General features: G+C 64.5%; 9 protein-coding genes. 5 read left to right on the top strand and 4 right to left on the bottom strand.

What is annotated here, in order from left to right:
* Both NFV80_RS11860 and NFV80_RS11855 read right to left on the bottom strand, forming a co-directional pair.
* A partial coding sequence (locus NFV80_RS11860; protein ID WP_296758769.1) for an adenosylcobalamin-dependent ribonucleoside-diphosphate reductase occupies window positions 1-2,722 on the bottom strand: 2,722 nt, incomplete at its 3' end.
* 554 nt (window positions 2,723-3,276) lie between these two features.
* Window positions 3,277-4,695 (bottom strand): bifunctional enoyl-CoA hydratase/phosphate acetyltransferase, encoded by a 1,419-nt coding sequence (locus NFV80_RS11855; protein WP_295329278.1) that lies wholly within the window; start codon window positions 4,693-4,695, stop codon window positions 3,277-3,279.
* 283 nt (window positions 4,696-4,978) lie between these two features.
* Here NFV80_RS11855 and NFV80_RS11850 point away from each other — a divergent pair, with 283 nt between their 5' ends.
* From NFV80_RS11850 to NFV80_RS11830, 5 genes are all read left to right on the top strand, one after another.
* Window positions 4,979-6,814, top strand: a complete 1,836-nt coding sequence (locus NFV80_RS11850) for an NAD(P)H-dependent oxidoreductase subunit E (protein WP_295329281.1) — start codon at window positions 4,979-4,981, stop codon at window positions 6,812-6,814.
* On the top strand, window positions 6,811-7,536 hold the full coding sequence (locus tag NFV80_RS11845; protein WP_295329284.1) for a 2Fe-2S iron-sulfur cluster-binding protein: 726 nt from the start codon (window positions 6,811-6,813) through the stop codon (window positions 7,534-7,536). Before NFV80_RS11850 ends, NFV80_RS11845 begins: the two co-directional genes overlap by 4 nt.
* Window position 7,537: 1 nt before the next feature.
* Window positions 7,538-8,092, top strand: coding sequence for an NADP oxidoreductase (locus NFV80_RS11840; RefSeq protein WP_295329287.1), 555 nt, complete (start codon window positions 7,538-7,540; stop codon window positions 8,090-8,092).
* A gap of 127 nt (window positions 8,093-8,219) precedes the next feature.
* A complete protein-coding gene (locus NFV80_RS11835; protein WP_295329290.1) occupies window positions 8,220-9,698 on the top strand; it encodes a Ni/Fe hydrogenase subunit alpha in 1,479 nt (492 codons plus the stop codon).
* Window positions 9,699-9,717: 19 nt separating this feature from the next.
* The gene (locus NFV80_RS11830; protein ID WP_295329293.1) at window positions 9,718-10,242 is read left to right on the top strand and encodes a hydrogenase maturation protease; all 525 of its coding nucleotides are present in this window, start codon (window positions 9,718-9,720) and stop codon (window positions 10,240-10,242) included.
* On the opposite strand, the gene NFV80_RS11825 is transcribed toward NFV80_RS11830, so the two are convergent.
* Together NFV80_RS11825 and NFV80_RS11820 are read right to left on the bottom strand one after the other, a co-directional pair.
* The gene (locus NFV80_RS11825; RefSeq protein WP_295329296.1) at window positions 10,239-11,957 is read right to left on the bottom strand and encodes a carbamoyltransferase C-terminal domain-containing protein; all 1,719 of its coding nucleotides are present in this window, start codon (window positions 11,955-11,957) and stop codon (window positions 10,239-10,241) included. The genes NFV80_RS11830 and NFV80_RS11825 overlap by 4 nt on opposite strands.
* Before the next feature lie 250 nt (window positions 11,958-12,207).
* A complete protein-coding gene (locus tag NFV80_RS11820) occupies window positions 12,208-14,157 on the bottom strand; it encodes an acyltransferase family protein (RefSeq protein WP_295329299.1) in 1,950 nt (649 codons plus the stop codon).
* Window positions 14,158-14,906: the final 749 nt, after the last annotated feature.

Here is a 14,906-nt window from a genome sequence, read left to right as displayed (position 1 = left end):
TCTCGTCGAGGATGCCGAGCATCGCGTAGCGGTGGATGATCAGTTGCGCGAGGTAGGCAACGGTCGAGGGGTAGTTGGTCTGGCGGCGGGTGCCGGGGATGAACGCCATGAAGTCGCCGAGCGGCTCGGGGTAGTCGAGCAGCTTCCTCAGCTTCATGCCGATCCACGCCGGGTCGAGCACGCGCATGTCGAACGACAGCAGCTTGGTCAGGCCGTCGAGCGCGCGCGGGTAATTGCCGGCGAGCCAGACCGAGTAAGGGCGGGTGACGCCGTCGGGCAGGGTGATTTCCTTGAGGCCGAGAACGAAGTCCTCGCCGGTCGCCGGGTTGAAGACGTCCACCGTCCACGAGAGCGTGCCGTCGGTGCCGGTTTTCGGCTCCTTGCGGCTGAACATGGCGTCGAGCACCGGCGTCGGTCCCTCGCGCTCGAAGGCGCCGAGGCGCTCGACGCGGTACTGGATCAATCGTGCCATCGCCGCGACCACGGAAGGCATGCGCTTCCTTTCGCCGTGCGGCGGGAAGGGCATGTCGAAGCCCTCGTCGCCGGGCGTCTTTGCCAGCGATTCGAGCTTCAGCGCCAGCCAGCCATGGTCGTTGGCGCGCATGTCCATCGACAGCGTCTTGGCGACGGCGCCGAGACCGCGCGGCTGCTCGGGCCCGTTGACCCAGACCTCGAACGGCCACGAGCGGCCGTCTTCCTGTTCGACGTGGCCGACGAAGAGCGCGAACTTGCCGTGCGTATGCTCGATCATGTAGGTCCACGCCAGGTTGCCCTCGGGCAGGTGCGGGCGGTTCGGCCAGCGCAGGCTGGCGAGCACCGGCGCCGGCAGGTTCTTGATCGTCATCCGGCGGTTGGCGTCGCCGATCTCGAAATCCTGCGGCTGCTTCTTGTCTTCGGCCTGTTTCTGCGATTCGACCGAGAGCACCGCGCCGAGCACACTGTTCGGGCGGTAGGTGGCGAGCCCCTTGAGACCGGATTTCCAGGCGCTCAGGTACAGGTCCTGGAAGTCCTCATAAGGGTAGTCGGCAGGCACATTGACGGTCTTGGAGATCGAGGTGTCGATATACGGGGCGACCGCGGCGACCATGTCCTTGTGCGCCTGCGCCGAGATTTCGAGGGCGGTGACGAAGTAGTCGGGGAACTTGTCGACGTCGCCGCCGAGATGCCGGTACAGCCGCCAGGCGTAGTCCTCGACGGCGTACTCCTTGAGCGTGCCATCGGCCATCCGCTTCTTGCGGCTGTAGGTCCACGAGAACGGCGGTTCGATGCCGTTCGACGCGTTGTCGGCGAAAGCCAGCGAGATCGTTCCGGTCGGCGCGATCGACAGCAGGTGCGAGTTGCGCAGGCCGTGCTTGCGGATTTCGCTCTTGATGTCCGGCGGCAGGCGGGAGGCGAAGTTGCCGCCGGCGAGGTAGAGCTCGGCGTTGAACAGCGGGAAGGCGCCACGCTCCCTGGCGAGTTCGACCGATGCGAGGTAGGCGGTGTCGCGCATGAATTCGGCGATGCGCGCGCCCATCGCGGTCGCTTCCGGGCGGTCGTAGCGCAGGCGCAGCATGCACAGGGTGTCGCCGAGGCCGGTGAAGCCGAGACCGACACGGCGCTTGTTGGCTGCTTCCTCGCGCTGGCGTTCGAGTGGCCAGGCGGTGACGTCGAGGACGTTGTCGAGCATGCGCGTCGATACCTTGATCACCTCGCCGAGCGCGGCGAAATCGAACTCGGCGTGCGCGCTGAAGGCATTGCGGACGAACAGCGTCAGGTTGATCGAGCCAAGGCAGCAGCAGCCATACGGCGGCAGCGGCTGTTCGGCGCAGGGGTTGGTTGCCTCGATGACTTCGCAGTAGTAGAGATTGTTGTCCTTGTTCATGCGGTCGAGGAAGAGAATCCCTGGCTCGGCGTGATCGTAGGTCGATTTCATCACCTGATCCCAGAGGTCGCGGGCGCGCACGCGGCGGTAGACCCAGACGCCGTCCTCGCGCTGGAAGGCACCGGCGCGCTTCATGTCCGCGTTGGGCTCGGCGCGGTGCGTCAGCTCGACTTCGGCGTCGGCTTCGACGGCGTGCATGAAGGCGTCGCTGACGGCAATCGAGACGTTGAAGTTGGAGAGGTCGCCATGGTCCTTGGCGTGGATGAAGACCTCGATGTCCGGGTGGTCGCAGCGCAGCACGCCCATCTGCGCGCCACGGCGGGCGCCGGCCGACTCGACCGTTTCGCACGAGCGGTCGAAGACGCGCATGTACGATACCGGCCCTGAGGCGCGCGATTGCGTTCCCTTGACCAGCGCTCCGATCGGGCGGATCGACGAGAAGTCGTAACCGACGCCGCCACCACGGCGCATGGTTTCGGCAGCTTCGGCGAGCGCGCTGTAGATGCCCGGTTTGCCATCGACGATCTCGACCACCGAATCGCCGATCGGCTGCACGAAACAGTTGATCAGTGTTGCTGCCAGCGTCGTGCCGGCGGCCGAGTTGATGCGGCCGGCGGGGACGAAACCGTTTTCCTGCGCCCACAGGAAGCGCGCTTCCCAGTGCGCGCGCTGCTTTTCGTCTTCGGTCGCGGCGAGCGCCCGGGCGACGCGGCGACGCACATCGTGCACCGAGGTTTCATTGCCCTTGGCGTATTTCTCGACCAGCACCTCGCCGGCGATTTCCTGTTCGGCAAGCGGAGCGATCGCGGGTGCCTCGGCGACTTCCGACAGGGGTAACTGGTGTGCAAGCTGGCTCATGGTCTGTCCTCTGGTGAATGGTGGTGGGTCAGGCCGCCGCAAGGGCCTGACGAAAGTTCCGTCGCCCGAAATCATGGTCGAGCAGGTCCCGTTGCTCCGCTGGGAAGCTGCTTGCCGGGCGAGACAGGTGTAAAGCTACTACATATAGTGGTACATGGCAACAAGAAGACTAGATATAGTTTTTGTGGGCGAGCGCGCCGTTGGCCATTTACGCCGTGAAATCACGGTCTTGCGTCCGCTCGGAGGAGGAAAATTGTTGCCTTGTGTGTGTGCCGATGTGCCGCGGTTGCGCTTGCGTCGGCGGCACACTTGCCAAGGCGATGGGCGATGGGCGATGGCTGCTGACGCCTCGTGATGAGAAGGAACGCCGGGGAGGATCCAGGTACGCCGTGGACAGCGTCGAGGCGGGCCAGGGCGAGAATGCCGATCGGCGCGATCGCCGATCCTCGACCGGCTCAAGCGGTGGCTGGCGACTTTTGCGGACGAATCAGGCTTTCTGCGGGAATTCCGAACTTCCCTTCGTGCGGGAGACCTCTGGCCGCCGCCTCCCCCTCTCAGCTCGCTTTCTGCCTGCTGCGGTTGGCGTGGGCGATGAGTGCCGCGATGACGCACGAGGCGATGCGGGTTTCGGCGGTATCGGCGCGGCTGGTCAGGACGATCGGGACGCGGGCGCCGAGCACGATGCCGGCGCTCAGCGCGTTCGCCAGATATTCGAGTTGCTTGGCGATCATGTTGCCGGATTCGAGGTCGGGGACGACCAGGATGTCGGCACGGCCGGCGACCACCGAGTTGATTCCCTTGGTCTTGGCGGCGACCAGCGAAATGGCGTTGTCGAAGGCCAGTGGACCGTCGAGCAGCCCGCCCGTGATCTGACCGCGGTCGGCCATCTTGCAGAGGGCAGCGGCGTCGAGCGTCGACTGGATTTTCGGATTGACCGTCTCGACCGCCGAGAGGATCGCCACCTTGGGTTCGGGCGTGCCGATGACGTGCGCCAGGTCGATCGCGTTCTGGATGATGTCGACCTTTTCCTGCAGCACCGGCGAGATGTTGATCGCCGCATCGGTGATCAGGATCGGTCGCGGATAGGTCGGCACGTCCATCAGGAAGACGTGGCTGATGCGGCGTTCGGTGCGCAGCCCGGAACTGCGCGAGATCACCTCGGCCATCAGTTCGTCGGTATGCAGGCTGCCCTTCATCAGGGCCTCGGCGTCGCCGCTGCGGATAAGGGTGACCGCCATGGCGGCGGCCTCGTGACTGTGCTTGACGTTGACGATGCGGTGATTCTTGAGGTCGAAGCCGTTTTCTTCGGCGACCGACCGGATCTTCTGTTCCGGCCCCACCAGGATCGGTTCGATCAGGCTGGCATCGGCCGCCAGCAGGGCGCCTTTGAGCGATTCGCGGTCGCAGGGGTGGACCACGGCCATGTCGATCGGCGCCAGCCCGTCGGCACGTTTCACCAGCACCTGCAGGCGCGCGTACTTGTCGGAAATCGTGATCACCGGCATCGCCGTGCGCTTGGTGCGGATCTTCTCGGTTGGCGCCAGCACCTCGGCACTGCCCGATACGACGAGCAACTGGTCCTGATTGAGGCACGAGCAGTCGAGGATGATGTGGTGGTTGTGGTCGAACTTCTGTCGGACCGTCACCCGGACGGTGACTGTGTCGCCGATCGTCACCGGCCGCGCAAAGTGCAGCGTCGACTCGATCAGGACGGTTCCCGGACCGGGGAACTGAGTGCCCAGCGTGGTCGACAGCAGGGAAGCCGTCCACATCCCGTGCGCGATGAAATCCTGGAACAGTCCGCTGTTGCGGAACTCGGCGTGGGCCAGCGCGGGGTTCATGTCACCGGACATCAGGGCGAACAGCTTGACGTCCTCCGGGCGCAGCGTGCGCATCAGCGACGAGGTGTCGCCGACGCTGATTTCGTCGAAGGTGCGGCTTTCGAGATATTCGAGAGGGGTTTCGAAGTGCATGATGGTGCTCCGAATGGTGATCAGAACAAGACCGGGAAACCGTACCGGTTGCCTCCGCGGGGCCGCCGCCACGCCTGCCGGAAGCGCGGCCAGGCCGCTCGCATTCCGTATTATGCTGCATTGCAGCACGAAAGGCTACCCGGATGTGCCGAGTCCTGGCCCCGCCAAGCGATGCCGGCCGTGCTCGCCATCCGCCCGGTTGTTGACGTGCATCAGCATGCCCTGCCGCCGAAGCCTTAAGCTGCGAGGACGATCGGGAACTCGCGGTTTGCCGGAGAATGTCGTGGGCGAAGACGGTATCGAAGCGGAACGACTGGACGAGCTGCTGCTGGGCATCGTCGAGCGCCACGGCGGCGACCCGGGCCGGCTCCTGCAGATTCTGCGCGAGGCGCAGGACGCGTTGACCTACCTGCCGGCCGCTGCCCTGACGGTGATTGCCAGGGCGCTCGGGCTGCCGCGCGCGCGCGTCGAAGGAGTCGCCGGCTTCTATTCGTTTCTGCATCTGGCGCCGGTCGGCCGCTACCGCGTTCTCTTCTCGGACAACATCACCGATCGCATGCTGGGCAGCGGCGAACTGCTCGATCGCCTGTGCAACCGGTTGTGGATCGAGCGCGGCAAGGTTTCCGAGGATGGGCTGGTAAGCGTCGACACCACCTCGTGCACGGGCATGTGCGATCAGGGACCGGCGCTGCTGGTCAATGGCCGCGCGCTGACACGGCTTTCCGCCGAGCGCATCGACCGCATCGGCGACCTGATTCGGGCACAGGTGCCACTGGCGGACTGGCCCGGCGAATACTTCCGGGTCGACGACAACATCCGCCGGCGCGACGTGTTGCTGTCGTCGCAATGGCTTGCCGGCGAAGCGCTGCGGGCGGCGATCGCGCGCGGTGCCGAGGCCATGCTCGAGGAAATGAAGCGCTCCAACCTGCGCGGCCGCGGCGGTGCCGGCTTCACCACGCACATCAAGTGGGAGTCGGCGCGGCGAGCGACCGGTCGCGGCGAGCGGCCGACGCGCTACGTCGTCTGCAACGCCGACGAAGGCGAACCCGGCACCTTCAAGGACCGGGTGTTGCTCACCAGTTACGCCGACCTGCTGTTCGACGGAATGAGCGTCGCCGGTTTCACGATCGGTGCCAGCCGCGGTCTCGTTTACCTGCGCGCCGAGTACGCGTACCTGTTGCCGTCCCTGCTGGAAAACCTCGAGCGGCGCCGGCAGAGCGGCCTGCTCGGGGAGGCACTGTGCGGTCAGTCGGGGGTGGCCTTCGACATCGAAATCCATCTCGGTGCCGGCGCCTACGTCTGCGGTGAGGAAACCGCCCTGCTCGAGTCGCTCGAGGGCAAGCGCGGGGTGCCGAGGATTCGCCCGCCTTTCCCGGTCAGTGAGGGCTATCTCGGTCAGCCGACGGTGGTGAACAACGTCGAGACGCTGTGCAAGGCGGCCTTGATCGCGATCGAGGGTGGCGCCTGGTTCGCCGGCCTCGGTACCAAGCAGTCGACCGGTACCAAGCTGCTGTCGGTCTCGGGCGACGTCGAGTCGCCGGGAATCTACGAATACCCCTTCGGCGTTTCGCTGGCGCAGGTGCTCAGGGATTGCGGTGCCGGCAACGCGCAGGCGGTGCAGGTCAGCGGTCCCTCGGGAAGCTGTCTTGCGACGCACGAGTTCTCGCGCCGATTCGCTTTCGAGGACGTGCCGACCGCCGGCGCGTGCATGGTCTTCGGGGCGCATCGCGACATGTTCGAGGTGGCGCGGAACTTCGCCCATTTCTTCGCGCACGAGAGCTGCGGCTTCTGCACGCCTTGCCGGGTCGGCACGTCGCTGGTCGCCGGGTGCATGGACAAGATCGCCAACGGCCATGGCTCACAGTACGAGATCAATGAAATCTTCCAGATCCACCGCCTGCTGCACGTCGCCAGCCATTGCGGGCTCGGCCAGGCGGCGTGCAATCCGCTGTTCGACACGCTGCACCGCTTCCGTCCTGCGTACGAACGGCGCCTGCGTTCGCTCGACTTCGCTCCCGCCTTCGATCTCGACCAGGCGCTCGCCGCGGCGCGCCAGATGACCGGGCGCGACGACGCGGCGGCGCACTTCAATGAGCGGCCGCTGGCCGGCGAGGCATGAAGACCATCCTGCTCGACGGTTTGCCGCTGCCGTTCGCCGATGGTCAGACGATCATGGAAGCGGCGACGGAAGCGGGAATCTTTATTCCGCATCTGTGCCATCATCCCGAATTCAAGCCGCAGGGCAGCTGCAAGCTATGCACGGTAAAAGCCAACGGGCGTTACGTCTCGGCGTGCACATTGCCCGCGAAGGACGGCATGGAGGTCGAGAACAACTCGCCGGATCTCAACGACAAGCGCCGGACCTTGCTGCAGATGCTCTTCGTCGAGGGCAACCACTTTTGTCCCTCGTGCGAGAAGAGCGGCAACTGCATGCTGCAGGCGCTGGCCTACGAACTCGAAATGCTGACCCCGCACTTCGAGCAGTTCTACCCGGACCGGCCGGTCGACGCCTCGCATCCCGAAGTGCTGCTCGATTTCAATCGCTGCATTCTCTGCGAACTCTGCGTGCGCGCCAGCCGCGACGTCGACGGCAAGAACGTCTTCGCACTGTCCGGACGCGGCATCCGCAAACACCTGATCGTCAATGCCGAATCCGGGCGTCTGGCGGATACCGATTTTTCGCTGGCCGACAAGGCGGCGCAGGTCTGTCCGGTCGGGGTGATTCTGCAGAAGCGCAAGGGCTTCGCGATCCCGATCGGCCGCCGGCGTTACGACGTCGAACCGATCGCCATGCAGGTCGAGTGCGCTCCGTCGCGAACTTCCGGGGAGCAGGAAAGCTGAAATGGGTACCGTCGCCGCATCCAGGAAAGTGCGTCTGGCCACGACCTCGCTGGCCGGCTGCTTCGGCTGTCACATGTCGTTTCTCGACATCGACGAACGCCTGTTCGATCTGATCGAGCGCGTCGATTTCGACCGCTCGCCACTGACCGACATCAAGCACTGCGGCGCCTGCGACATCGGACTGATCGAGGGCGGCGTCTGCAACGCCGAGAACATCCACGTGCTGCGCGAATTCCGCCGCAACTGCAAGGTACTGATCGCCATCGGCGCCTGCGCCATCAACGGCGGCCTGCCGGCGCAGCGCAACCACCTCGACCTCGGGCAATGCCTGCAGGAAGTCTATCTGACCGGACCGGGAATCGTGCACGGGCAGGTGCCCAATGATCCGGAATTGCCGCTGCCGCTCGACAAGGTGCATCCGATCCACGAAGTCGTTCGCGTCGATTACTTCATTCCCGGCTGTCCGCCCTCGGGCGACGCGATCTGGAAATTCCTGACCGATCTGCTCGCTGGCCGCACGCCGCGACTCGGCCATCCCTTGCTGCATTTCGACTGATCGGCAGGCGGCGTACCGAGATGCGGACAACGATTCCCTTGTGCCTCCTCGTGGCTTGCTCACCGGTGTCGGCAGGAGGGGAGATTGCCGGACCGCCGGCGCGGTTCGGCCGCTGAAGGAGCACGCCATGCAGAGTGCACCATTTGAACTGGAAACGGCAGCGGCTGGCGTGCCAGGGCTGCGCCGCGTGGCCATCGACCCGGTGTCGCGCGTCGAGGGGCACGGCAAGGTGACTCTCCTGCTCGACGAGCACGATCGCGTGCAACAGGTTCGTCTGCACATCGTCGAATTCCGTGGTTTCGAGAAGTTCATCCAGGGTCGCCCGTATTGGGAGGTGCCGGTGATGGTGCAGCGGCTGTGCGGCATCTGCCCGGTGTCGCATCACCTGGCGGCGGCCAAGGCGCTCGATCACGTGGTCGGTGTCGACCGCCTGACGGCGAGCGCCGAGAAGCTGCGCCGGCTGATGCACTACGGCCAGATTCTGCAGTCGCACGCGCTGCATTTCTTTCACCTCGCGTCGCCCGATCTGCTATTCGGTTTCGCCAGCGACGCCGGGCGGCGCAACATCGTCGGCATCGCTGCGGCGTATCCGGAGGTCGCGAAACAGGGCGTGCTGCTGCGCAGGTTCGGGCAGGAGGTGATCCGCCTGACTGCCGGCAAGCGCGTGCATGGCACCGGCGCGATACCGGGCGGCGTCAACCGTGCCGTGAGCCGCGCCGAGCGTGACGTTCTGCTGGGGGACATCTACCAGATCGTCGCCTGGAGCCGTCAGGCGGTGCACCTGGTCAAACGTTTGCACGCAGCCGATCCGGCGCTCTACGACGGTTTCGGCACTTTCCGGTCGAACCTCCTGTCGCTGGTCGGCGCCGATGGGAAGCTCGATTTCTACGATGGTCGTCTGCGCGCGCGCGACGCGGATGGCCGACTCCTCGTCGACGAATTTCCCGTGCGCGATTACCAGGAGCTGATCAGCGAGGAAGTCAAGGCGTGGAGTTACATGAAGTTTCCGTTTCTCACCGCACTCGGTCCGCAGGAGGGCTGGTACAAGGTCGGACCCTTGGCGCGCGTGCAGAACTGCGACTCGATCGCGACTCCGCTGGCCGAAGCCGAGCGCCGCGAATTCATCGACTACGGGCAGGGCACGCTGATCCATGCACCGCTGGCGTATCACTGGGCGCGCATGATCGAGCTCCTGCACACCGCCGAGACGATCAAGGATCTGCTGCACGACGACGACCTTTCGACGGGCGAACTCGTCCACAGTGGCAAGCGCCACCACTCCGGTGTCGGCGTCATCGAGGCACCGCGCGGCACGCTGATCCATCACTACCGCGTCGATGACGACGATCTGGTGACGATGTGCAACCTGATCGTCTCGACCACGCACAACAACCAGCCGATGAACGAGGCGATCCGCCGCGTCGCCCGGCGCTACCTGGACGGTCGTCAGCTCAGCGAGGGGCTGCTCAACCACGTCGAGGTGGCGATCCGCGCTTTCGATCCCTGCCTCTCGTGCGCCACGCACGCGCTCGGCCGGATGCCGTTGCAGATCGAGTTGCTGGACGCAGCGGGACAGGTCATCGACCGTTTGTCCTCGCCGGCGTGAACCGGCAGGATGCTCGTCCGTGTCCCTCGCGCCGGTCGTCATCCTCGCCTGCGGCAACCCCAGCCGCGGCGATGACGCGCTCGGGCCGCTGCTGCTCGATCGTCTGCAGGATTGGCTCGATGGCCAGCGGCTGGCCCCCGGCTTCGAGCTGATCGGCGATTTCCAGTGGCAGGTGGAACATGCGCTCGATCTGGTGGGTCGCCGCCTGGCGCTGTTCATCGACGCCGGTCAGCAGACGCCGGCGCCTTTCATCTTCCGTCGGGCGCATGCCAGCGGCCGCGTATTGCCGAGCACGCACAGCCTGTCTCCCGAAGCGGTGCTCGCCGTTCTGCCGCGCATCGGGCAGCCGGTGCCGCCCGCTTTCGTTCTTTGCGTGGCGGGCGAGTGCTTTGCCTTGGGCGAGGGACTGAGCGGCGCCGCGGGCGTGCACGCCGATCGCGCTTTCGCGCTGCTTCAGGAACTGTGCCGTTCGCCGACAGCCTGGGAGACGTACCTCACTGCCGCGCGCGGCGAATGCGACGGCCGCTGCCGTGCCGGACGCTAGCTGCCGGCGGGGAAGACCATGCCGCGGTCGCAGACCAGGAAGTCGATGCGGTTGTCCGCCAGGGCCTGCAGCGCTTCCTCCGGGGTGTTGATGATCGGTTCTTCGTGGGCATTGAAGCTGGTGTTCACCAGCGTCGGCAAACCGGTAACCCGCTTGAATGCTGCGAGCACGTCGTAGTACAGGGGGTTGCTTGCGCGCTCGACGATCTGCGGCCGCGCCGTGCCATCGACATGCACGACTGCCGGAATCCTGTCCGCCCATTCGGCCCTGACCCGGGTGGTGATGGTCATGAAGCGGCAGGCGTAGCGGTTGCGGGCATCGACGTCATAGACACGTTCGGCGTCGACATCGAGCACGTATGGCGCAAACGGCATGAATTCGGTGCGTTGCAGGCGCTTGTTGATGCTGTCGTTGACTTCACGCCGGGCGGGGCTGGCGAGGATGCTGCGCGCACCCAGCGCGCGCGGGCCCATTTCCATGCCGCCGTGAAAGATTGCTCCGACCTGGTTGTCGGCGAGCAGGCGAGCCGTCCTTTCGACATGCCCGGGACTGCGGTCGACGCGGAATCCCAGCCGTTCGCCGGCGCCGAGCAAGTCCTCGCCGGTGTAGGGCCAACCGAAATACAGGTGGCGCAGACGGTCGCGGGTCAGTCGCGCGAGACCTTGCGTGGCGATCCAGTAGTCGACGCAGGCGCCGACCGGCAGCCCTTCGTCCCCCATTGCCGGGAAGATGAAGACTTCCTCGATTCCCGGCAATGCAGCGACCAGCTGGTTCAGGCGTACATTGGAGAAAACGCCGCCGCTCATGGCGATGTACCTTGCCGGGTGTCTTGCCAGCAGCGACTGCAGCCAGGCGACGATCACCTGCTCGGTCGCCGCCTGGATCGACGCTGCGATGTCGGCACTCGACAGGCCCTGGAACAACTGTCGCAGCGCCGTGTGCTGCGCCTTGGTGCCAGCCAGCGGCGAATCGATGCGGCCCTCGCTGTCGACCGCGAACAGGTCTGCGATTTGCGCCGCCACCCGGGGTTCGCCAAAGGCTGCCAGGCCGGTCAGCTTGCCCTCGTGTCGATTCGGCTTGAAGCCGCAGAGCGACGTGGCGAAGGCGTAGGCCAGGCCGATCGATGCGGCCGGATTCTGCGGCTGGCCGAGCAGCGTTTCCTCGCCGCCCCAGATCTGCCGCAATTCCTTGCGGGCATAGAGGTAGGCCGAGTAGTGGGCAGCGTCGCCGCCGCCGTCGCAGCTCACCAGGAGAACGTCATCCGACCAGTCGCAGTAACGCAGCGACGACAGCACGTGCGCACGATGATGGTTGCTGAAGTGCAGTGCGGCATCTGCGCGCAGGCCCATGCATTCGCGCAGCTTGCCGAAATCGAGGAACCTGCTCGCATCGAGGTTGCCGTGGCGAATGATCAGGCCACCCAGCGAACGGTCGCGCTGCTGGCCGAACACCTTGCGACGTACGTCGCGGAACGGCAGCGTCGTGATTCTGAAACAGGATACCGGAAACTTCATGCGCGTAAACGCCACCGCGTCCACCTGCTGGCGGCCGATTCCGGCGATCCGCAGCACTTCATCGACCGACTGCAGCCGGAAGAAGCCGCCGTCGTTCTTGATGCGGTTCAGCCGCTCCTCCTTGCAGAACGCCAGCAGCGTGTCGTCGGCAAACAGGCAGGCGCCGGCGTCGTGGCCGGTATGAATCCCCAAGATGTACATAAGCTGCCGTTTCCCAGATTCCACTGCCCACGACCGTTCGGTCGGAGGGAAAAGGCGCGGATAGCGCCGTGACTCGATGGCCCTGACCGCCATCGGCTCGGAAAGGCGGGCGCCCGAGAGCACGTGATCATTGCCGCCCCGATCATTCTAAACCGAATGGGTCGAGCGCTGTTGCGTGCTGCGTCCTGCCGTCCAGGGGGCAAGTCGCCTGCGGATCGCTCGGGACTTGGCGGCAGGGCGACCCTGGCGATCAGTTTTCCAGGGCAAGGTCGATGAAATCGGCAGACTCCCGGACGTAGGAGGCGCGGAAATGATTGAAATCACTGTACGCAGGCTTGCCGGCCGCAGTGAAGGCCTGACAATATCGCGTCGGACAGAGACTGGCCACGGGATCGATCAAGATCGCATCCGCGTCGCGCGCGATTTTCGCAAGACGTGTGCGCAATTCTTCCTGGTCGCTGGCCAGGGGCACCCACTCTGGCAATGACTTGACCGACAGGTGCGCAAATCGGTTGCCGTCGAAGAAGTTCCTCGGTTCGAATTGCTGCCCGCTGGCATTGTCCAGAACAAGATAGACCTTCTTGTAAGCCGCCATCGACTTCAGGAACTCCTGCAGCCTGCGCAATTCCAGTTCGATGTCAAGATCATCCGAATAGGACGAGCCCGATTCCAGCAGGTAGAGATTCCACGCTGCGCCGACCACCACTGCTGCGATTTCCGGACTGCGCACCAGCGTCGCGACATGTTCCCTGAATTCGTGGCATCTCGCGACATGGTAGCTATTTACCTGCGCGCTGCCTGGAACAGGAGCGCAGCCCGGGCTGGTGAGAAATACCACGGAGCTGTACCTTCCCGGATCGCCGTCCAGCAATCTTACGACGCGCGGTGCGTACTGCTCGGCATGCGAGTCACCGACAAACAATACCGTTCGCGCACCTCCGCGCTTGTACTTTACCGGGACGCCGCCAAGCGTTGTCTTCTCGAGCCCCGCGGCATATTCGCGGTCGTTCAGGGCTTCGAGAATGAGTCCGATGGTCCGGTTGTCGTTTCTCGGTCGCAGCAGTTCGGAGTAGGTGACGAGTCCAATCGCCATCAGACCTGCCATCGCGGCAAGCAGAACGATCGTGGTGATTTTCCCGCCCCTTCTCGTCCGGATTTCGACGAAGCGGTACGTCACGTAGGACAGCGCAAAACTCGCCAGCACGAGCACCGATCGTGTGGCATTCGATGGCATTTCGCCTTCCACGATCCAGGCCAGCGAGAGTAGCAGCCAGTGCCACAAATACAGTGGATAGCTGATCAGCCCAATTCCAATCATGCCCCGACTGCCGAGAAACTTTCGATTCAGCCAGGCGTCAGGACCTGCGGCGATCACCAGAAACGTCCCCAGGGTGGGCAGCAAAGCCCACCAGCCGGGAAACGCTGCCTTCTTGTTCAGCAGGGCAACGCCAAGCACGATCAACAGCAAGCCGACAGCCGATCTCCGGTTCGAGCTTGCTGCCACGTATTGCGGCCGATGCAGCGCGACATACGCAAGGATGCCGCCGATCATCAATTCCCAGAAACGCGACCATGGCGCGTAGAAAGCCGCCACCGGGTTGGAATGGATGAGGTAAAGATTGATCAGGAATGACAACGCCGCGATCGAAACGGTAATGCCAAGGAAATGGTGCTTCCGTTGCCAGACCGTGCCGAGCAACAATGGCCAGACGATGTAGAACTGTTCTTCGATACCGAGTGACCACAGGTGCAGGAATGGTTTGGTATAGGCGTCGCCGTCAAAGTACCCTGCCTCGCTCCAAAGCACGAAGTTGGAGACAAAGCCTGCACCAGCAACGATGTGCAACCCGAGGCGACTGTATTCGTCGGTCAGCAGAACGAACCAACCGAGGATCCCTCCCGTGGCGAGCACGACCGTCAGCGCGGGAAAGATTCGGCGAATTCTTCGCGAATAGAACTCGACAAAGCTGAAGCTGCCTTGCTCGAGGTTTGCGAAGATTATCGTGCTGATGAGGTAGCCGGAAACGACGAAGAATATGTCCACGCCAGCAAACCCGCCCGGGAGCGTGCGAGGAAACGCGTGGAACAGGAGCACCAGCAATACCCCGAGAGCGCGCAAGCCGTCGATATCCGGACGATATCCCGGATGTGTCAGCGGCTGCGATTGCTGCGGACTGGTTCCGGCGGAGGGTATCGACATTCCGGGGTCTCACGCTCGAGTCGCAAGTGCAGCACCAGCACTTGCCATCTGCCGAGCTGCGCGAAGCGGATGCTTGTCGCCAGGAGAAGGACGGGCGGATTCTCCGTCGAGTCTGACTGAAATGGATTTCACGACGCGGCTTGTATTGAACTTCTCTGTTCCGGGGCACCAAGGCCGGCACGAACGGCGGGGGCTTGCTCTGTGGATGATTTTCTGCCGGTGACGCCTGCTCCACTGCCGGCGCGCCGCACTGTACCCGAGCGCGCATCCCGCGTCCAGTTCGCCGCGCGTCGCGAACTCGCTCGCCAGCGACCGAGGGGCCACGGGCGTGCGCCGAATGCGTACGCTAAGGCCACCACGCGCGTCCTTGCTTCGCTGCAGTGAGCATGCGCGTGGGCGTCGACGCGGCGGCGGCGAACGCAAGTGTTCGTGGCGTCGAGGCTCCTGCGGAGAGCTGTGCAGCTCTCCTGAAGCGGCTTGCAGCCAGCGGAGCGCCGCACGTCTGGAGGGTATCGACGTTCATTCTCCGGGAGACTGGTGGGGAACACGGCGACCTTGTCCGAGTGGTCCGCCCCTGGTTGCCAAAAGTGCCACGGTAAATCTGTTCTCCGCCGCGCCTCACGCTTGGGCGTTTGCAAGCGAGTTACGGGTCATCCGCGGATAGTCGAAGACCGGACGGATATTGCGATGGAGTTGGGCCATTCTTTGCGTGATGCTGGTTTTCCCGTCCGGGAAGTGGTGCAGGATAC

The sequence above is a fragment of the Accumulibacter sp. genome (assembly GCF_023806565.1).
Taxonomy (GTDB): Bacteria; Pseudomonadota; Gammaproteobacteria; order Burkholderiales; family Rhodocyclaceae; genus Accumulibacter.
This window is presented reverse-complemented; position numbering and strand designations above follow the sequence as displayed.